Source organism: Pseudoalteromonas sp. 1CM17D (assembly GCF_023161805.1).
Classification (GTDB): Bacteria; Pseudomonadota; Gammaproteobacteria; order Enterobacterales; family Alteromonadaceae; genus Pseudoalteromonas; species Pseudoalteromonas atlantica.
Map to the genome: position 1 here is coordinate 122369 of NZ_JALNTP010000010.1, position 19473 is coordinate 141841.

18 protein-coding genes are annotated in these 19473 nt (G+C 42.0%); 9 read left to right on the forward strand and 9 right to left on the reverse strand.

Annotated features, from left to right (window positions below; genetic code table 11):
- Positions 1-41: 41 nt before the first annotated feature.
- The 4 genes from dnaG to rsmD all read right to left on the reverse strand — a co-directional run bounded on the left by dnaG (position 42) and on the right by rsmD (position 3599).
- Positions 42-1793 (reverse strand): DNA primase, encoded by a 1752-nt coding sequence (gene dnaG / locus MSC25_RS16605; protein WP_024031414.1) that lies wholly within the window; start codon positions 1791-1793, stop codon positions 42-44.
- 372 nt (positions 1794-2165) lie between these two features.
- Complete coding sequence (locus tag MSC25_RS16610) at positions 2166-2612, reverse strand: GatB/YqeY domain-containing protein (RefSeq protein WP_004588626.1); 447 nt, start codon at positions 2610-2612, stop codon at positions 2166-2168.
- Positions 2613-2632: 20 nt separating this feature from the next.
- Entirely contained in the window at positions 2633-2848 is a 216-nt protein-coding gene (rpsU, locus tag MSC25_RS16615; protein ID WP_002957797.1) for a 30S ribosomal protein S21, read from the reverse strand.
- Positions 2849-2993: 145 nt separating this feature from the next.
- The gene (rsmD, locus tag MSC25_RS16620) at positions 2994-3599 is read right to left on the reverse strand and encodes a 16S rRNA (guanine(966)-N(2))-methyltransferase RsmD (protein ID WP_004588625.1); all 606 of its coding nucleotides are present in this window, start codon (positions 3597-3599) and stop codon (positions 2994-2996) included.
- Between the two features lie 207 nt (positions 3600-3806).
- On the opposite strand from rsmD, the gene ftsY reads away from it, so the two are divergent.
- From ftsY to MSC25_RS16645, 5 genes are all read left to right on the forward strand, one after another.
- Positions 3807-5831, forward strand: coding sequence for a signal recognition particle-docking protein FtsY (gene ftsY, locus MSC25_RS16625; protein ID WP_248443994.1), 2025 nt, complete (start codon positions 3807-3809; stop codon positions 5829-5831).
- A 232-nt stretch (positions 5832-6063) separates the two neighbouring features.
- Positions 6064-6741: a cell division ATP-binding protein FtsE gene (ftsE, locus tag MSC25_RS16630; RefSeq protein WP_004588623.1), complete on the forward strand. Its 678-nt coding sequence runs from the start codon at positions 6064-6066 to the stop codon at positions 6739-6741.
- Complete coding sequence (gene ftsX, locus MSC25_RS16635; RefSeq protein ID WP_004588622.1) at positions 6738-7724, forward strand: permease-like cell division protein FtsX; 987 nt, start codon at positions 6738-6740, stop codon at positions 7722-7724. The genes ftsE and ftsX overlap by 4 nt, the downstream gene beginning before the upstream one ends.
- A 260-nt stretch (positions 7725-7984) precedes the next feature.
- Complete coding sequence (gene rpoH, locus MSC25_RS16640; protein WP_004588621.1) at positions 7985-8848, forward strand: RNA polymerase sigma factor RpoH; 864 nt, start codon at positions 7985-7987, stop codon at positions 8846-8848.
- A gap of 341 nt (positions 8849-9189) precedes the next feature.
- A complete protein-coding gene (locus MSC25_RS16645) occupies positions 9190-11061 on the forward strand; it encodes a methyl-accepting chemotaxis protein (protein ID WP_096042353.1) in 1872 nt (623 codons plus the stop codon).
- Positions 11062-11119: 58 nt separating this feature from the next.
- Here the strand turns inward: MSC25_RS16645 and MSC25_RS16650 are convergent, their stop codons facing one another.
- The 4 genes from MSC25_RS16650 to gpmM all read right to left on the reverse strand — a co-directional run bounded on the left by MSC25_RS16650 (position 11120) and on the right by gpmM (position 16065).
- A complete protein-coding gene (locus MSC25_RS16650) occupies positions 11120-11875 on the reverse strand; it encodes a divergent polysaccharide deacetylase family protein (RefSeq protein ID WP_096042352.1) in 756 nt (251 codons plus the stop codon).
- Between the two features lie 200 nt (positions 11876-12075).
- The gene (locus MSC25_RS16655; RefSeq protein WP_248443995.1) at positions 12076-13341 is read right to left on the reverse strand and encodes a S41 family peptidase; all 1266 of its coding nucleotides are present in this window, start codon (positions 13339-13341) and stop codon (positions 12076-12078) included.
- 36 nt (positions 13342-13377) lie between these two features.
- Positions 13378-14517, reverse strand: a complete 1140-nt coding sequence (locus tag MSC25_RS16660; protein WP_248443996.1) for a peptidoglycan DD-metalloendopeptidase family protein — start codon at positions 14515-14517, stop codon at positions 13378-13380.
- A 3-nt stretch (positions 14518-14520) separates the two neighbouring features.
- Positions 14521-16065, reverse strand: a complete 1545-nt coding sequence (gene gpmM / locus MSC25_RS16665; RefSeq protein WP_248443997.1) for a 2,3-bisphosphoglycerate-independent phosphoglycerate mutase — start codon at positions 16063-16065, stop codon at positions 14521-14523.
- Between the two features lie 580 nt (positions 16066-16645).
- Here gpmM and MSC25_RS16670 point away from each other — a divergent pair.
- From MSC25_RS16670 to gpsA, 4 genes are read left to right on the forward strand one after another with little or no spacing between them, the layout of a single operon-like run.
- Complete coding sequence (locus MSC25_RS16670) at positions 16646-17077, forward strand: rhodanese-like domain-containing protein (protein ID WP_096042348.1); 432 nt, start codon at positions 16646-16648, stop codon at positions 17075-17077.
- A gap of 31 nt (positions 17078-17108) precedes the next feature.
- Positions 17109-17366 (forward strand): glutaredoxin 3, encoded by a 258-nt coding sequence (grxC, locus tag MSC25_RS16675; protein WP_004588615.1) that lies wholly within the window; start codon positions 17109-17111, stop codon positions 17364-17366.
- Between the two features lie 34 nt (positions 17367-17400).
- Complete coding sequence (gene secB / locus MSC25_RS16680; protein ID WP_004588614.1) at positions 17401-17886, forward strand: protein-export chaperone SecB; 486 nt, start codon at positions 17401-17403, stop codon at positions 17884-17886.
- A 3-nt stretch (positions 17887-17889) separates the two neighbouring features.
- Positions 17890-18897 (forward strand): NAD(P)H-dependent glycerol-3-phosphate dehydrogenase, encoded by a 1008-nt coding sequence (gene gpsA / locus MSC25_RS16685; RefSeq protein ID WP_024031407.1) that lies wholly within the window; start codon positions 17890-17892, stop codon positions 18895-18897.
- Positions 18898-18993: 96 nt separating this feature from the next.
- Here the strand turns inward: gpsA and trmL are convergent, their stop codons facing one another.
- Positions 18994-19458, reverse strand: coding sequence for a tRNA (uridine(34)/cytosine(34)/5-carboxymethylaminomethyluridine(34)-2'-O)-methyltransferase TrmL (gene trmL / locus MSC25_RS16690; protein WP_004588612.1), 465 nt, complete (start codon positions 19456-19458; stop codon positions 18994-18996).
- Positions 19459-19473: the final 15 nt, after the last annotated feature.

The window sequence follows — 19473 nt, forward strand, 5'->3', positions numbered from 1 at the left end:
CGCAGTGAATAGCACAGTATAACAGTTTAAATCAAGTCTGACTAGCTGTTACTCGCTTTTAGCGCTGTCATAAGTAAATGACATTCTAGTTTTTCATCACTTGATAAGCCCTGTGTCTTGTCCTTTATTAATAGGGTCTCTAGTCGATAATTTAAACACTGATCTTCAATAAATTTAAAAGTATTTTGAAAAACAGTCTCTAAACGCTCATCACTAATTTGGTGCTGCCATGTGGCAAGCTTTACTAGCGGTTCGTAATCTTCGGAATCTCTAAATGATTCGAGTAAAACCGCTGTGTTAGCATTGTCTTTTTGCAGTGCGCGCTCTTGTAAGCGCAGTAGCAAACCAATCCCTGCTATGTTCATTTGCGCCAATTCTGGCAAATGGGGCACACTTTTAGCTAACTGTGGGTGCTGAATTAAAATACCAATAGCTTGGCGCATTGGGGTAATTTTAAATTTTCGCTCAACAGCGTGTTGTTGCTTTGGTGTTTTTAAGCGGCTATTTAGCTGCTCACGCGTACGGCCAATTAATCGCCCTAACTGCTCTAAAATATTTTCTTGGTAAAATTCACTCGGAATTTTTTCAATTAACGGCAAAGCGGCACTTAATAGCTTCGCTTTGCCTGAGTCTAGTGTTAGGTCTACTTCTTGGCTAAGCTTATTAAATAACACTTTGGTAAAATCATCTGCTTGGCTTAAGCGTTGCTCAAACTGTGTTTTACCTTCTTGCTGAACCAGTGAATCGGGGTCTTCGCCGTCAGGTAAAAATACAAAGTGTAATGCTTTGCCATCGTTTAAGTAGGGCAGAGCATTTTCTAGTGCTCGCCATGCAGCGTCGCGGCCCGCTCTGTCGCCATCGTAACAACAAATAACTTTGTCGGTGGTTCTAAATAGCGTATGCATATGCTCGCTTGTTGTTGCGGTACCAAGCGCAGCTACGGCATATTCAATACCTTGCTCTGCAAGTGCAACTACATCCATGTAACCTTCTACAATAAGTACATGCTCAAGCTTTTTATGTGCTTGTTTTGCCTCATAAAGACCATATAGCTCAAAGCCTTTATGAAAAATGCGGGTCTCTGGTGAGTTGAGGTATTTAGGCCCTTGGTCGGCTTGCATTACACGCCCGCCAAAGGCAATAACACGGCCACGTTTATCACGAATAGGGAACATTAACCGATCGCGGAAAAAATCAAACTGCCTACCTGGTGTTTTTTCGGAGGCGAGCTTAAGCTCGACCAGCTGTTCTTTTTGCTCTTTTGTTCGGCCAAGTTGTTGGCACAGCGCTTCCCATTCGCTCGGCGCATAACCAATCATAAACTTTTTAACGGTTTCGCCACTTAAACCACGCCCTTTTACATAGTCAATCACCGCAGCAGAGTTACTGTGGTGCTTTAATTGATGCTGGTAAAAGCGTGCTGTGTGTAACATTAAATCGTAATCTGAGCGCTTTTGCGCTGCCGTGCGCTCAGGTGCTGAGCTACTGCCTTTCTCGCGAGGTACGTCTAAATTTAAAAGGCTTGCGAGCTCTTCTATGGCATCAACAAATTCAAGCTTGTCGTATTCCATAACAAACGAAATAGCGTTGCCATTAGCACCACAGCCAAAGCAGTGGTAAAACTGTTTATCTTGAGAAACAGTAAACGAGGGAGATTTTTCGTTATGGAAAGGGCAGCAAGCTTGGTAGTCTTTGCCTGCTTTTTTAAGACCAACTTTAGAGTCTATTAGCTCTACAATATCTGTTCTGGCGAGTAAATCGTCAATAAAATTTCGTGGGATCTTTCCAGCCATGTTTTGTAAGTAGTCCTAACAATTGGTGAGGTGTAATTTCAACACAATGCGCGCATTTATAAAAGGGGTATTGGTAAGCTAAAAAGCTACATTATATCCATGGGCAATAATACTTAATCATTTTTAGGTGCTAAACCTGACGCTAACAGCGTGCAAAGCTAGGATATTGAAGGTAGAGCAGTGCAGGCGCAGTAAGTGATAGCCCTAAATAACCCATTTTACCTAGCCCTCAATGTGCTTTTGTAGCTACACAATAAATCACTTAATTACATGCACGAGCATTACTTAAAAGCGTTTTGTTTGTCTACTTAAACGAAGAAACCGAGCACTAGGCTCGGTTTGCTTTAATCATACTTTGTGTATGTGGGAGTATTAGGCTGTTAATCGTTGCTTAATTAAACCAGAAAGCTTGCCCATATCGGCACGTCCTTCGGCTTTGCTTTTGATTATGCCCATTACTTTACCCATGTCTTGCATACCTGCTGCATTAGTATCAGCAATAGCCGCATCAATAAGGGCAACTATTTCTTCTTCACTCAATTGTTGAGGTAAAAAAGTTTCTAGTGCTGCGATCTCATTGGCTTCAATTTCGGCTAAATCTTCACGCCCAGCATCTTTGTACTGAGTGTAAGAATCACGACGTTGTTTAACAAGCTTCACTATAACGGAGGTAATACCTGCGTCGTCTAGTGTTATTTGCTCGTCAATCTCACGTTGCTTGATTGCGGCAAGCACCATGCGAATAGGGTTAAGACGTTGTTTGTCTTTCGCTCTCATCGCATCTTTTTGCGCATCTTTTAGCGTTATTAAAAGGCTCATTTATACAAGACCTAATACTATTAGTATAATTTAACGCGACGTGCGTTATCGCGAGAAAGCTTCTTCATGTGACGCTTAACCGCTGCAGCTTTTTTACGCTTACGCTCAGCTGTTGGCTTTTCATAGTGCTCGCGACGACGAACTTCTGAAAGGATACCTGCTTTTTCACATGAACGCTTGAAGCGACGAAGTGCTACGTCAAACGGTTCGTTCTCTCTTACTTTAATTACTGGCATTAAAAATTCACCTACCTAAATTATGAGCGTTGCTCAAGTTGATCAAACATTGATCAAGTGGTTCAAAAATGGTGCGGTATTGTAATCCGAAGCAACACCACATGTAAAGGATAATATTAACAGAAATGCAGCGGCTTAAATAGTGTTAATTTGGCTGGCGTTGGTATAGCCTACAGAATACTTGCCCTGCTTTTTTTTCTTTAATTAACAGCCAGTTATCTGGTTGTGAAAAGCTGCTTAGTTCGGTTTCTACCTCAACATAAATGAGCGCGTCTTCGCTAAGCCATTGGTTATTTTCTAATAAATCACAGCTACTTTGCGCTAAGTTTTTACGAAATGGTGGGTCAACAAAAACTAAATTAAATGGTGAATTTGTATTCTTTTGCTCTAAATATGAGAGTGAATTAGTGTGTTTTACCTGTGCATTTTCAAGCTTTAAGGTACTAATATTTTGCTCAATTTGCTTAGCAGCCGAGGCATCTAGTTCGATAAACGTGGTGCTTTTGGCAAACCGAGAAAGCGCTTCAAAGCCAAGCCCGCCAGAGCCTGCAAAGCAATCGAGAACTGTTGCATCGCGCGTATCTTGCATTAACCAATTAAACACGGTTTCTTTAATGCGGTCTGTTGTTGGGCGTAGCCCTTCTACATTTTTTACCGGCAGTTTACGGCCACGAAATTGCCCGCTGATTACTCTAATAAAGCCGTCAGTAGATTTGCTAATTGCTTTATTTTTCGTTGTTTTTTTTCTCATTTAGGTCACTAAAAAATGGTATAAGGGATCTAGCTCAGATAATATTGTGCGTAGTTTACGTTTAGCTTCATTTTTCAACCGCATTAAAAGTGTTACTATTTAGCACTTACGTTTTGAACGGTTGTTTGGCCGGCACGCTTTGCTGAGCCACACCAAGCTATTTCAAATTTTAGTTTATCAGATTTTTATAAGTGGTTATTAGCAAGTATGGCAAAAAAAAGTAAATTCATGTCTTGGCTCGGTTTTGGTAAGTCAGATAAAAAACAAGCAGAAGCTGATAAACAACAGGCATTAGCTCAGCAACAAGAGGCTGAGCGCTTAGCGGCAGAAAAGGCCGAAGCAGAGCGTGAAGAACAAGCACGTATTGCTGCTGAAAAAGCACAAGCAGAGCGTTTAGCAATTGAAAAGGCTAATGCAGAGTTGCTTGCAAAAGAGCAAGCCGAAGCACAGGCGCAACAACAAGCACAAGCTGCTCGTCTAGCTGAGCAAGAAGCGCAAATGCGTTTAGAGCAAGAGCGAATGGCTGCACAGCGAGCTGAGCAACAACGTTTAGACACAGAGCGCGAGCAAGCTGAGCAAGATGAAAAATTAGCAATTGAAAAAGCCAACGCTGAGTTGCTTGCGAAAGAGCAAGCTGAAGCACAGGTACAACAACAAGCACAAGCCGCTCGTTTAGCAGAGCAAGAAGCGCAAATGCGTTTAGAGCAAGAGCGTGTTGCAGCAGAAAAAGCTGAAGCTGAGCGTTTAGAACAAGAGCGTATTGCACAAGAACAGGCAGAAGCTGAACGTGCAGAGCAAGAACGTATTGCTGCAGAAAAAGCAGAAGCTGATCGCTTAGAACAAGAGCGTATTGCCGCAGAGCAAGCAGAAGCTGAACGTGTAGAGCAAGAGCGTATTGCCGCAGAGCAAGCAGAAGTTGAACGTGCAGAGCAAGAGCGTATTGCTGCAGAAGCGGAAGCTGAGCGTTTAGAGCAACAGCGAATTGCACAGGAACAAGCAGAAGCTGAACGTTTAGAGCAAGAACGTATTGCAGCAGAACAAGCAGAGGCCGAGCGTTTAGAGCAGCAGCGTATTGCAGCAGAACAAGCAGAAGCTGAGCGTTTAGAGCAACAGCGAATTGCCGCAGAGCAAGCAGAAGCTGAACGCTTAGAACAAGAGCGTATTGCACAAGAACAGGCAGAAGCTGAACGTGCAGAGCAAGAACGTATTGCAGCAGAGGCCGAAGCTGATCGTTTAAAGCAAGAGCGCATTACGGCAGAGCTTGCAAAAGAAGAAGCTAAACTTGCCGAAAAGCCTAAAAAAGAAGGCTTTTTTTCACGTCTTAAAAAAGGGTTATTAAAAACCCGTGTAAATATAGGCTCTGGCTTTGCATCTATTTTTAGTGGTAAAAAAATAGACGATGATTTATTTGAAGATTTAGAAACACAGCTTCTTACCGCCGATTTAGGTGTTGATACCACCATGAAGCTGATTGATAGCCTTACTGATGCAGCTGATCGCAAGCAGCTTAAAGATGGCGATGCGCTTTATGAATTAATGAAGCAAGAAATGGCCGCAATGCTTAAAACAGCTGAGCAACCGCTTGAGATACGTGCTGATAAAAAACCATTTGTTATATTAATGGTCGGTGTAAACGGCGTAGGTAAAACGACAACCATTGGTAAGTTAGCTAAGCAATTTCAAAATGAAGGTAAGTCGGTTATGTTGGCCGCAGGTGATACCTTTCGTGCAGCAGCCGTAGAGCAGCTGCAAGTGTGGGGCGAGCGTAACAGCATTCCTGTTATTGCCCAGCACACTGGTGCAGATAGTGCCTCGGTGGTGTTTGATGCATTTCAAGCCGCTAAAGCGCGTAATGTAGATGTATTAATTGCCGATACAGCAGGGCGCTTGCAAAATAAAGATAACTTAATGCAAGAGCTTGAAAAAATAGCCCGCGTAATGAAGAAAATTGACCCTGATGCACCGCATGAAGTTATGCTAACCATTGATGCGGGTACAGGTCAAAATGCAATTAGCCAAGTAAACTTATTTAATCAATGTGTTGGGTTAACCGGTATTACCCTTTCAAAACTTGATGGTACTGCTAAAGGTGGGGTTATATTTGCGGTTGCAGATAAGTTTAATATTCCTATTCGTTACATTGGTGTTGGCGAAGGTATTGATGATTTACGCGCATTTAAAAGCGATGACTTTATTGACGCTTTATTTAGCCAAGATGAGGATGACGCTTAATACATAAAAGGGAGCTTGCTCCCTTTTTTGGTCTGTTTATCTTTTGAGATTAAACATGCGCTGCCCTTTGGACTATTTACTTTTTATTGCTCCGTTTTACTTAGCCTTCTGGGCTATAAACCTTGCGCCGCGATTAAATAGTCTCTAGGCAGAGCAAATTTCAATCCTCAAAGGTCAACAGGCCCTAGCTAAGGAATTCCATTTTACTAATTTGGGACTGGCATAATAAAAAATGATAAATTTTCAGCAAGTAAGTAAAACCTATCCGGGTGGGCATCGCGCTCTCGAAAAAGTTACATTTCATATTAAACCTGGCGAACTGGCTTTTTTAACAGGCCACAGTGGTGCGGGTAAAAGTACCTTATTAAAGCTCATTAGCTTAATGGAGCGCCCCTCTGCAGGCAACGTGCTAATTAATGGTGTTGATTTAAATAAAGTTAATTCTCGGCAAATTCCTTATGCGCGCCGCGATATTGGTATTATTTTTCAAAATCATCGATTGTTAGAGCGTTACACTGTGTTTGATAACGTTGCACTGCCGTTGATTATTGAAGGCACTCATCATAAACAAATCGCTAAACGAGTTCATGGTGCGCTAGATAAAGTAGGGCTGTTAGATAAAGTTAAATGCCATCCTTCTACACTCTCTGGTGGTGAGCAGCAACGCGTAGGTATTGCCAGAGCGATTGTAAATTCTCCGCCTATTTTATTAGCTGATGAACCAACGGGTAACCTTGACCCCGAGCTCTCTATGGAAATATTAAGGCTTTTTGAAGATTTTAATAAACACGGTACGACAGTACTTATAGCAACACACGACCTTGGTCTGGTGTCGCGTTTAAAATACCGTAGCCTGACTTTAAAAGATGGCCGAATGCTTGAAGACCCACTTGCGGAGGGCACGCTGTGAGCTTGTTATTTAAAGGACGCCAAAACTCAAACGATAAACAAAAAAAATCAGCCATAGCTGGCGGTTATTTTTTTATTATTAATATTTTTCGCCAAGGTGTGCATAGTTTAGGTGAAATGTGGCGTACGCCACTTGCATCATTAATGACAATTGCTGTACTTGGGCTAAGTTTAACATTGCCTGCAACGCTTTATTTAGTCGTAAAAAATGTACAGCAAGTCAGTAGCGGGTTTGAAGAAGCCAGTGAAATATCGCTTTTTGTAAAAGAAAGTATGAGCGAACAAGAAACACAAACCTTAGTAAAGCGTTTAGCACTTTACGCCGAGGTAGAAAGTGTTGAATTTATTTCTAAGCAACAAGCATTAACTGAATTTAAAGATGTGTCGGGGTTTGGGCAAGCTTTAGAATACCTAGATAGCAACCCGCTACCCGATGTTGTATTAGTGACACCTACTAAGCGGCATCGCCAGCCTAATGCGGCTAAAGCGCTGCTTACAAAGCTTGAGAACGAGCGCGAAGTAGATTTTGGTAAGCTTGATATTGCTTGGCTTGAGCGCCTAAATGCATTATTAGACTTATTAAAAGAAAGCGTTATCACAATTGCTTTATTACTTCTTACCTCTGTCACGCTTATTATTGGTAATACGATTCGTTTATCGATTATGGATAAAAAAGAAGAAATACAAGTAATGAAGTTAGTAGGTGCTACCAATACATTTATACATGCTCCGTTTTTGTGGACCGGCATTTGGTATGGTGTTATAGGGGGCTTGTTTGCATTTATTTGTATTGCCTTAATGATGTGGTGGTTAACTAGCGCAGTAAGCAGCGTTGCAGGCGTGTATCAAACAAGCTTTTCGTTAATTGGTTTAACGCTTAATGAGTTTGGCGCATTAGTATTACTAGCAACCAGCTTAGGCTTTATTGGTTCTTACTTATCGGTTAACCGATATATTAAAGAAATTGAGCCTGATAAAGTATGAGTACAGCTGCTAATGGCTGACTCAAAAATGTCATGTTTGTATATTATTATCCTCAAATGAGATTAGTTGTAAATGCGCTGTTACGCTTGCGCTAATCTCTTGCAATCCCTTAGTTCATCACTTATTCAGTCGCATGTAGTAGACTTAACATACACTAAAAAACCGCTTGATTTACGCTTAAAAAAAGTTTTAAATTGGGGTTAGCACTCTTAGAGAAAGAGTGCTAAGATGGTTTCAAATGTTTATCACCGAGGTGAAAAATGAGTAAAGATTTATACGCAATGGCACTTACAGTTGGGCAACAAAGCGCAAGCATGGACGGCTACCTTCAAGCGGTTAGCACAATTCCTATGCTTAAAGCTGAGCAAGAGAAAGAGCTAGCAACACGACTTCAAGAAGAAGGCGATCTTAGTGCTGCAAAGCAACTCATTATGTCGCATTTACGCTTTGTAGCACATATTGCTAAAAGCTACTCGGGTTATGGTTTACCGCAAGCCGACTTAATCCAAGAGGGCAATATAGGCCTGATGAAAGCGGTTAAGCGTTTCGACCCAAGTGTGGGTGTACGTTTAGTGTCTTTCGCTGTTCATTGGATTAAAGCAGAAATTCATGAGTTTGTGCTTAAAAATTGGCGCATCGTAAAAGTTGCGACCACTAAAGCGCAACGTAAATTGTTTTTTAATCTTCGTAAAAACAAAAAACGTTTAGGTTGGTTTAACCAAGCTGAAGTAAGCACTGTAGCTAATGAGCTAGGTGTGAGTGAAAAAGAAGTTCGTGAAATGGAATCGCGCATGAGCGGCCAAGACATGGGCTTTGACTTAACGGGCGACGATAACGACGACGCACCAACAAGTACATATTCACCAGTACAATATTTAACAGACGGCTCAGCTGATTTAGCTGACGATATTGAGCAGCAACAATGGCAAGAGCAGTCACATACTCGTTTATTTAGCGCGCTTAAAACGCTAGACGAACGCTCACAAGACATTGTAAGTGCACGCTGGTTGTCTGATGACAAAGCAACACTACAAGAGCTTGCTGAAAAATACAGTGTATCTGCTGAGCGTGTTCGCCAGCTAGAAAAAACAGCGATGAAAAAGCTGCAAAGTGCTATGAGCTAATAGCGCAAAAAATGTAAAACTTAAAAAGCCCTGCATTAATATGCGGGGCTTTTTTTTAACTAAAAAAGCTAACTAAAAAGGTTAATAGAAAGTATCGTTTGTCTTGTTCTGCTTACCTCTAGTCACATCTATGTATCTTTTAATTAAATGTACGCTATTTAAAATTAATGAATAAGTTTGGTTTTAATTTAAATAGATGATTTTAGTTTGTTTTTAATTTGGGTATATGAAAATATTCGCGCACCTGAGCGACTTATCGCTCAAATCGTAGCTTAATTAAGTCATTTAATTGCTGGTTTGTTGCCTTTCAATTTCATTTAACGCGAGTATTTACACTCAATATGAACTCATATTCACTAAAGAAAAAAATCTTGCTATCGGTCGTTCTTGCCCTAGCCGTTATTATTGTATTGCTGTCCTGGAATAGCTATACCTCTCAAAAAGCGTTACTGCTAAAAAGCAGTATTGATAACGTAAGCCAATCTGGTAAGCAACAGGCTACGAGTATTGAAAATTGGCTAGCTAGTCGTCAGCAGATAATTAAATCGGTTGCGAATAAGGTTGAGGACAACACGCTCAGCGCACTACAGCAAGCAGCATTTTCAGGTGGCTTTCAGTTAACTTACTTTGGAGATAGTAGCGGAAAAATGACTGACTCTGATCCCAGTATTGATCGCACCGGCTACGATCCGCGCACTCGTCCATGGTATAAACAAGCACTGCTTCAAAGTAGCACCGTAATTACCAAACCTTATTTAGATACCGCGTATAATCTGTTGGTTGTTTCTATTGCTAAAACCACGCAAAGCGGTGTGGTTGCGGGGGATTTATCGATTGAGGCCTTGGCCGATAGCGTCAATACAATGTCTTTGCCTGCGGATGGGTACGCCATTATGATGCATAAAGATGGCACTGTGGTTGCCTACAAAGACGCTAGAAAAGTAATGGCAGATATTACGCGTATTGACTCGAAAATAAATCATCAATTAATTTTATCTAACAGTCAAAACGGTGAATTTACTCCTGTTTACTTTGAGAGTGAAGACCGAGAGAAGCTAGTTTGGGGTGAAAACATTAACAATACAGATTGGCAGTTGCTGTTTGTATTGGATAAACAAACTTTAGAGGCTCCGCTTATTAGTTTATTGCTGACCCAATTAGTGCTGGTTGCAGTAGCACTTTTACTGAGTGTGTTGGCTATTTCATGGTTATTGGGTGTATTGCTCGCCCCTTTGAGCCGAGTGTCGCAAGCTTTATCAACAATTGCAGATGGTAACGGTGATTTAACCCAGCGTATAACTGTTGATACGCAAGATGAAGTTGGGGTTCTGGCTGGTAGTTTTAATCGTTTTGTTAGCAGCCAACATGAACTGATCAGTCATATTCGTCAATTAGCTACTGACTTAGACTTTGATGCAGAGAAAAGCTTGATCACCAACCAAAGCAGTGTCAGTGAGTTGCAGCGCCAGCAACAAGAAGTGGCTATGGTTGCTACCGCGGTCACAGAAATGGCGAGTGCAACCCATGAAATTGCCGCTAATGCAGAAAACACCGCAACCGCATCGCAACAATCGGCACAAAGTAGCCGTGAAGGTAAGCTGTTAGTTGATAAAACCAGAAACACGATTAATTCACTCGCGGGCGAAATAGACCAAACTACCACAGTTATTGGTGAATTAAGTTTGCATGCTCAGGCTATATCGAGCATTTTAACTACCATTCAAGAAATTGCAGAGCAAACAAATCTCTTAGCACTTAATGCTGCAATAGAGGCCGCCCGTGCGGGATCGCAGGGGCGTGGTTTTGCAGTGGTTGCCGATGAAGTGCGCGTGTTATCAAGAAGAACACAAAACTCTACAGCCGAAATTTATACCACTATAGAAACCTTACAAAACACCACTAAAAAAGCAGTGAGCTTGATGGACAGCAGTAAGGGCTATGCCAACAATAGTGTGGATGATGTAAATGCTGCCGCACACGCACTAGAAGAAATTACTTTGGCGGTAAATGAGATTTCTGATATGGCGGGTCAAATAGCGGTTGCAGCAGAAGAGCAAACGCAAGTGACCAATGAAATTACTAGAAATACGGTTGCCATTAAAGATGTAACCGATGAAATAACTACCTCAGCTACCGCGCATTTAAGCCAAGCCGAAGTATTAAAAGACAGAGCTACAGATCTAAATGCCAAGGTAGCGACATTTGTTTTATAAATACCATACTTATAATTGAGTTAAATTAACTGATGGAGTAAGGTGCTCGCTTACTCCATCAGTTTAATGAAATGGCTTGTTGTTGGGCTATTTGTACATACTTACGTTCTACCAGCTGTGAGATTGGTACCAGTTCAAAGCCTTGCTCAGTGAGCTCAGGTAGCGCTTGGCGTAAAAAGTCGATGGTTTCTGGGTAGGGGTGGGCAATCGCTATGGCAAAGTGATGTTTAGTCGCTTTATATTTTAGCTCATCCAGCCTTTGCTGCAGTTGCTCATGCGTGGTTATATTGTCTAAAAACACATGGCGGCCTATATTTTCAACCCCAATAAAATTTGCCGCATTTTGCGCTTGGCTTAAGTCGGTAGTACGGCTATCTAAAAAGAATAAATTACGTTTTTTAAGTACTTCCATAGTCCACTTCATGGCTTGGCTTTGTTGAGTGAGTGCCGACCCCATATGGTTATTAACCCCTTTTACTTGCGGTAAGCTTGCCAGTGCGGTGCCTAAAGTTTTTTGTAGCTGTTCTTTATCCATATTTACAGTGAGCCCACCAGGGCCGAGTGCTTTACCGTTCAAGGCTTGCATAGGTACATGCAATAAAAGCTCTTTATTTGCTTGGCTGGCAAGCGTGGCAAAAATTTGAGAGTAGGGTGTGTGGGGCAAAATTGAATACGACAATTGCCCTGGTAAGGTAAGAAATTCTAAATCTCGCTGATGATAGCCAATATCATCAATTACGATGGCTATTTGCTTTGCCCAAGCAGTGCTAGATACAAAGCAGATAGCCAACAACAGCCATTTTATTATTTTCACGTTTATAGTTTTTATTATCTTTTTAATTTATTAAGGGTATTTTTTAATCTCAGCGCCGGGTAATAAAGCTATCTCAGCAGCTATTTTTAGCGCTAACTGCTTTGAATTTACTTAAAACTTATAGCTAGAGAATAGCAGAATCTAATAGTGTTAATATTTATTCTGTTATTAAATCGCTTACCTAGAGTTCAGATTATTTACTATTGCATGCTAAGTAATTGCTTAGCTTTTACTAACTGTAAGTCGCCCAGTATTTCATGTTCAAATTGTGGTGCATTTTTGTTCTGCTCATTTTTTATTATAACGGCTTTATTTGATTGTGGAAGGGTTGCTTGCGCAATTGCTACATCAGGGGTAACTCCTACGCCTTCAATCGATACGCCCGCAGGTGTAAAGTACTTAGCAGTTGTTAATTTTAGCGCTGTATTACCATCACCAAGTGGGATCAAAGATTGCACCGAGCCTTTGCCATAAGACTGATTACCAACCACTGTAGCACGCTTATTATCTTTTAAAGCAGCGGCGAGTATTTCAGCCGCAGAGGCCGAATTTTCATTAATAAGCACCACAATAGGCAAGCCTTTTAGTATGTCACCTCGTTTAGCGTAGTAGGCTTGGTTAGCGTCGTAATAGCGCCCTTTAGTGGTGACTATAGTGCCACTTTGTAAAAATAGATCCGCTACCGCCACTGCACTTTGTAAAGTACCACCTGGGTTGTCACGTAAATCAATGACTAACCCTTTAAGGGGCGTGCGATAATCATTTTTAAGTGCAGCTACCTGCAGCGCCACTTCATGTAAGGTGTGATTAGAAAAATTATTTATGGCTAAATATCCAGTGCCTGAGTCGAGTAATTGGCTAGTGGCGCTTTCTAAGTTTATTTCTTTGCGATTTACCGCAAAGCTAATTGGTTGCTGCTGCCCTGCGCGCTTTATTGTTAGTTTAACCGCGTTAAAGCGGGTATCTTTTATCAACGCAGCTACTTGCTCTAAGCTACCTGTTTGCGTGTTTATATCATTAACACTAACAATAATATCGCCCGCTAAAATACCGGCCTTTTTGGCTGGGGAGTTTTTAACTACACCGACAATAGTAATGTCACTGTCAATGTCTTTCACTTCAATGCCCACGCCAGTGTAATGGCCATTTGTATTATTAAACAAAGCGTCTAAGTCATTTTCATTGAGGTATTTAGAATAAGGGTCTAGCTGGTCGAGTAAAATTTCTACTTGCTGATTATTAAAGGCACCCTGTGCACCTTTTGTCAGTGACAAGTCATCAACATAATAGGCTTTAATGTTGAAAAGTATTTCAGAAATTTGCTGACTTTTAAGATCTTTAACTGAGCTGGCAAGTAATGAATTGCTAAAACAAAAAATAGCAATACAGGTCAATGCGCACAATAAAAACAAATAGCGCGTACGGGAAGAGGGACATGAGCGTGTTTGTGGTATTTTTTGAGTCATCAGCTGCTCCTAATGCGGTGCAGCTGTTTTATTCACTTAAATACGTCTGCACCATTTAACAGGATTTACTGCGCGTCCTTTGTGGCGTATTTCAAAGTATAGACCAGAACTCGACTGTCCGCCGCTTTGACCTACTAATGCCAGCGTTTCGCCTTCTCGAACCATGTCGCCCACATCTTTTAATAATGTTTGCGCATGGCCGTATAGGCTCATAAAGCCCTCACCATGATCAACCACAATAACCCAGCCAAAGCCTTTAAGCCAATCAGCAAAAACAACTTGGCCATTATTAATACTGTTTACATTAGTGCCTTCTTTTGCACCAATTAACACGCCTTTCCAGTCTATGCCGCCATGTTTGCGCTGACCAAATGTGTGTTTTAGCTTTCCTTTGCTGGGCCAATTAAGCTTGCCTTTACTTTTATTAAGGCCGAGCAATTCAATTTTTTGATTCTTCTCTTGCTCAAGTTCTTCAATGGTGGTGATTAATGTTTGCTCGTTGTCTTTTAAGTAATTAATCGAGCTTTTAGTGCTATTGAGCTGTGCTTGTAAGTTTTTAAGATTAGTTTGGCGCTCGCTTTGGGCATTTACTAGCGCGCTTTGGCGTCTTTTTTGTTCTTCAAATAAGGCGGCTAATTTTTGTTTGGTTTTGGCAAGTGCAGCTTGGTTTTCTGCAATTTGTTGTTGTAGTACTTTAAGCTCTTCAATTTGCTCTATGCGCGCTTTATTTAAATAGTTGTAATAGCTTAAGGTACGCTCAAATTTAGCTGTGTCTTGCTGGTTTAAAAGCATTTTGGGGTAGTCGTCGCCCCCAGCCATGTAAGCACTTTTTAGCTGGGCCGCTAAAATGGCTTGAAATTGCGCGTGTTGCGCTTTTAATTGCTGTGCTTTTTGTTGCTGGGCTTGTTGTTTTTGCTCTGTTTCTTTTACTGATTGCTCAGCCATATTGAGAGCTTTAGCGTTTTTAGCTATTTCTAGCTCGTGTTTTTTTAAGTTTTTTTGCAGTGCGGCAATTTTTTTTCGCTGTGCGTTGTACTCTGCTTGGCTTTGTTCTAATGCAGATTGCACTTCAGATAGGTCTTTTTTAGTGCGGTTTTCGTTAGCGGTTGCAGGTGCAACCACTAACGAAACCAATACAAATGTATAAACACTAAACCAATTTACTGGTTTGCTCATGTGTTATTTCAACGTCATGATTGGCGTACCGGTCATTTCGCTTGGTTGCTCCATGCCCATCAGGTGTAGCATAGTAGGTGCTACATCACTTAATGCTTTGCCTTCACTTGGCGTTGCATCGCGTCCTACATAAATAAATGGCACTGGCTCGCTAGTGTGAGCGGTATGAGCTTGGCCCGTGGCAGTATTTGCCATTTGCTCTGCATTACCGTGATCGGCTGTGATAAGCGCTTCACCACCAAACTCATCTAGCGCTTCTACCACGCGGCCTATACATGCATCAACTGCTTCACAGGCTTTAACCGCGGCTTCAAACACACCAGAGTGACCCACCATATCGCCATTCGGGTAATTACAAATAATGGCATCAAACTTACCGCTTTTAATGGCTTCAATAAGTTTGTCGGTTAGCATTTCAGAATTCATTTCTGGCTGAAGGTCGTAAGTGGCAACCTGTGGAGAAGGAATTAATTCGCGTGATTCGCCTTCAAATTCATCTTCGCGTCCGCCACTAAAGAAAAAAGTAACATGAGCGTATTTTTCTGTTTCAGAAATACGTAGCTGCGTTTTGCCATTTTTTTCAAGCCATTCACCTAATACGTTTACCAATGGCGTAGGGCCAAATGCGACAGGGGCATCAATATCGGCTGAGTATTCTGTCATCATTACAAATGCGCTTAACTGTGGTGATTTTTTCTTTTCGAACCCATCGAAGCCTGGCTCTACAAAGGCACGGGTGATTTCACGGGCGCGGTCGGCTCTAAAATTAGCAAAGATGATAGTGTCGCCATCATTAATTTGTGCTGCTTCAGTGCCTTGTGGCGTGATGGTGGTTGGAGCTACAAATTCATCGTTTTCGTCGCGCTCATAGGCGGCTTCTAATGCCGACACACCATCAGCATAATTAAACTCGCCTTCACCTAATGCCATTACATTGTAGGCTTTTTCTACACGGTTCCAACGGTTGTCTCTGTCCATGGCGTAATAACGCCCCACAAGAGACGCTAAGCGGCCACAATTTAGCTCGGCAAATAAGGCTTCTATACGCTCTATTGATGCTTTAGCACTGCGTGGTGGTGTATCACGGCCATCTAAAAAGCCATGAAAATATACTTCTTTTGCACCGCGTTTAGCGGCTAATTGAATACTCGCGACAATATGATCTTCGTGGCTGTGAACACCTCCTGGGCTTAATAAACCCATAATATGCACGGCTTTGCCTGCAGCGATTGCTTTATCGATGTTTTCAACAAGTGCAGGAGTTGAGTCAAACTCGCCATCGTTGATTGCTTTGGTAATGCGAGTAAAGTCTTGATAAACAACACGACCAGCACCTAAATTTACATGGCCTACTTCTGAGTTACCCATTTGCCCTTCAGGTAAGCCTACATCTAAACCTGAGCCTGAAATTAATGTGCGTGGGCGGGTTGCCCATAGATTGTCTAAAACGGGGGTGTTGGCTGCAAGAATCGCATTGCTTTGCTCATCTTCGCGGTATCCCCAACCGTCTAAAATCATTAATACCAGTGGTTTTTTATGCTCTGTCATAATAGCTCCTGAAAATTAGCACCTGTTGATGGGCACTGTGCACCGAAAAGGTTATCTGGTTAGTTTTAGCATACCGTGTTTTAGCGCCAGAATCAGCACTGAGAACAAGATATTAAATTTTTTACTTACTTTCATATATGGGGTGCTTTATGTGTTTTTAAAGCGCAGCAAACTCGCATTTTAACTTGGTTTGGGTATACTTGCGTGGCTAAAGTACAAAATACCTAGAATATTAGGGCGTGTTGCACTTTGGTGGCTGAATTTGCAGCAGTATGTTTGGTTTTTAGGTAAGGCAGAGTCTATGAAGTGTGGTTACTCCCCATAAATAGGCGATAACGTAGCATAAATACCAAACATGCGCTGCCCGTTGGGTTCTTTCTAGGGACTATTACCTTTTTGTTGCCTACATGGATGTAGGTAAGGGCGTGAGCAGGACGCGGAAGCTTTGCTCGGTTTTTACTTAGCCCACTAGGTTACAAATCTCGCGCCGCGATTTAATCGCCTCTAGATTGAACAAATTTCAATCCACAAAGGCCAACACGCCCCTAGATTTAGAACATAATTTCATAGTGGAAGTAGAATGGATCAATATATTGAATTTATTACAAATCATCCTATTTTAAGCCTAGCTTGGGTTGGTCTTGTATTCCTTATTGTAAGCGGCTGGATAAAGAGCAAGTTTTCAGCAGTTAGAGAAATAAACCCACAGCAATTAACACTTCTTATTAATCGTGAAGATGGCAAAGTAGTTGATATTCGTGCTCAAAAAGAATTTAACGCAGGTCGTATTGCGGGTGCTGAACACTTAAGCCCTGAAAAAGCAAAACAATCTGACTTTTCAAGCCTTGAAAAGCACAAGAACAAACCCATTATACTAGTATGTGCCACAGGCATGACTGCTCAAGGTATTGCTAATGCAATGCATAAAGCAGGCTTTGAATCGGTTTATGTATTATCAGGTGGTATGGGGTCGTGGCAATCTGCCAGCCTTCCAACTACAACAGGTCGCTAATCAGTTTAGTAGTACCGATAGAGGATTTATTATGAGTAATGTTGTTTTATACACCAAAGCGTACTGTCCATTTTGCCAACGTGCTCTTGCACTTTTAAACAGTAAAGGCGTTGAGTACACAAATATTGATATTGGTGTTCAACCAGAGCTTCGCGATGAAATGATTGCTAAAGCAGGTGGCGCAAGCACAGTACCGCAAATTTTTATTAATGATGAACATATCGGTGGCTGCGACGACATGATGGCTATTGAAGCGCAAGGTAAACTTGACGCTAAGCTAAATGCTTAATTTTAATTATAAAAACTAACACGTAGGAAGCACAATGAACGAAGAAAATCAAAACGCAGCAGCACAAGAAGGTGGCGCACAATTTACTATTCAACGTATTTACACTAAAGATGTATCGTTTGAAACGCCTAACTCGCCTGCGATTTTTCAAAAAGAATGGACGCCAGAAGTTAAGCTAGACCTAGACACGCGCTCTAATAAGCTAGACGAAGGTGTGTTTGAAGTGGTTTTAGCACTAACGGTTACTGCTTCTATTGGTGAAGAAACTGCGTTTTTATGTGAAATTCAGCAAGCCGGTATTTTTACAGTTGGTGAGCTTGAAGAAGTACAACTAGCACATATGCTAGGTGCATACTGCCCTAACGTGTTATTCCCATACGCGCGTGAAGCCGTATCTAATCTTGTTAACCGTGGTACTTTCCCACAGCTTAACCTTGCGCCAGTGAACTTTGATGCGTTATTTGCACAATACATGCAACAACGTACTGCGCAAGCTGAGCAGGTTTCAGCAGACGCATAATTTATGAGTACAGCAACTTCAGCTGTTACCGTATTAGGAGCGGGGTCTTACGGCACCGCTCTTGCTATTTGCTTAGCCCGAAATGGTCACCAAGTGACACTTTGGGGTCGCAATAGCGACGACGTTGCCACGCTTGCAGCTGAGCGGAAAAATCAACGTTACCTTCCTGATGTACCATTCCCCGACACTCTTTTATTACAAGCCGATTTACAACAAGCCGTAGCCAGCAGTGCCATTGTACTTGTGGTTGTGCCAAGCCATGCCTTTGCAGATACATTGCAGCAAATTAAACCTGCGCTGGTTGAAGGTGCGCAAGTTGCGTGGGCAACAAAAGGGCTTGAGCCAAATACTGGTCGCTTGTTACAAGAGGTTGCCCTGCAGGAACTAGGTGATGAGATGCCGCTTGCGGTTTTATCAGGGCCAACCTTTGCAAAAGAAATGGCAATGGGGCTACCTACTGCTATATCGGTGTCGTCTACCTCAACGGAGTTTGCGCAACAACTTGCAGATCTTCTCCATTGTGGGCGCTCGTTCCGCGTGTATAACAACGATGACTTTATTGGCATTCAGTTAGGTGGCGCGGTTAAAAACGTAATAGCCATTGGTGCAGGTATGTCTGATGGGGTGGGCTTTGGTGCTAATGCACGTACAGCACTGATCACTCGCGGCTTAGCTGAGCTAACGCGCTTAGGGTGTGCCTTAGGTGCAAAGCAAGAAACCTTTATGGGTATGGCCGGACTTGGCGATTTAATCTTAACATGTACCGACAATCAATCGCGCAACCGTCGCTTTGGTTTGGCATTAGGTAAAGGTGAAGGGGTTGATGCTGCTATTGAGTCTATCGGGCAAGTTGTTGAAGGCTTTAGAAACACAAAAGAAGTGTATTTATTAGCACAACGCGCCGGTGTAGAAATGCCTATTACTGAGCAAATTTATAAAGTACTTTATGAAAATAAAGATATGAAAGAAGCCGCCATGGCATTATTAGGCCGAGAGCAGCGCGCCGAATAAATGAGCATATAATACTCACTTTATTAAAAGCATGAACTTGCTTTGCTATAAAAAAACCGACGCTATGTCGGTTTTTTATTGTTTGGTACAAGGTGCTTATTGCGCGTTAGGAAAGCCTAGCTGGCGCCAAGATTCATAAACGAATACCGCCACTGCGTTAGATAGGTTCATACTACGGCTATTGGGCTGCATAGGAATGCGCACACGCTGATCGTTAGGTAGCGCTTGAATCATCTCATCGGGGAGGCCGCGAGTTTCTGGCCCAAACACCAAGCAATCACCTGCTTGATAACTGGCTTCGTGATGAAACTGGCTGCCTTTAGTGGTGCATGCATACACTTTTTTAGGTTGGCACTTTTCAAGGTAGGCTTCAAACGAGGCATGGCGCTGTACGTTACTAAACTCGTGGTAATCTAGCCCGGCACGTTTTACTCGCTTATCGTCCCACTCAAAACCTAATGGCTCAATTAAATGCAATGAGTAACCTGTGTTTGCACACAAGCGTATGATATTTCCTGTATTTGGTGGAATTTCAGGTTGATATAAAACGATATCCAGCATAATGCGCCTTTCTAT

Coding starts and splice junctions, on each gene's coding strand:
- dnaG (WP_024031414.1), bottom strand. CDS start 1,793: ATGGCTGGAAAGATCCCACGAAATTTTATTGACGATTTACTCGCCAGA.
- MSC25_RS16610 (WP_004588626.1), bottom strand. CDS start 2,612: ATGAGCCTTTTAATAACGCTAAAAGATGCGCAAAAAGATGCGATGAGA.
- rpsU (WP_002957797.1), bottom strand. CDS start 2,848: ATGCCAGTAATTAAAGTAAGAGAGAACGAACCGTTTGACGTAGCACTT.
- rsmD (WP_004588625.1), bottom strand. CDS start 3,599: ATGAGAAAAAAAACAACGAAAAATAAAGCAATTAGCAAATCTACTGAC.
- ftsY (WP_248443994.1), top strand. CDS start 3,807: ATGGCAAAAAAAAGTAAATTCATGTCTTGGCTCGGTTTTGGTAAGTCA.
- ftsE (WP_004588623.1), top strand. CDS start 6,064: ATGATAAATTTTCAGCAAGTAAGTAAAACCTATCCGGGTGGGCATCGC.
- rpoH (WP_004588621.1), top strand. CDS start 7,985: ATGAGTAAAGATTTATACGCAATGGCACTTACAGTTGGGCAACAAAGC.
- MSC25_RS16645 (WP_096042353.1), top strand. CDS start 9,190: ATGAACTCATATTCACTAAAGAAAAAAATCTTGCTATCGGTCGTTCTT.
- MSC25_RS16655 (WP_248443995.1), bottom strand. CDS start 13,341: ATGACTCAAAAAATACCACAAACACGCTCATGTCCCTCTTCCCGTACG.
- MSC25_RS16660 (WP_248443996.1), bottom strand. CDS start 14,517: ATGAGCAAACCAGTAAATTGGTTTAGTGTTTATACATTTGTATTGGTT.
- gpmM (WP_248443997.1), bottom strand. CDS start 16,065: ATGACAGAGCATAAAAAACCACTGGTATTAATGATTTTAGACGGTTGG.
- MSC25_RS16670 (WP_096042348.1), top strand. CDS start 16,646: ATGGATCAATATATTGAATTTATTACAAATCATCCTATTTTAAGCCTA.
- grxC (WP_004588615.1), top strand. CDS start 17,109: ATGAGTAATGTTGTTTTATACACCAAAGCGTACTGTCCATTTTGCCAA.
- secB (WP_004588614.1), top strand. CDS start 17,401: ATGAACGAAGAAAATCAAAACGCAGCAGCACAAGAAGGTGGCGCACAA.
- gpsA (WP_024031407.1), top strand. CDS start 17,890: ATGAGTACAGCAACTTCAGCTGTTACCGTATTAGGAGCGGGGTCTTAC.
- trmL (WP_004588612.1), bottom strand. CDS start 19,458: ATGCTGGATATCGTTTTATATCAACCTGAAATTCCACCAAATACAGGA.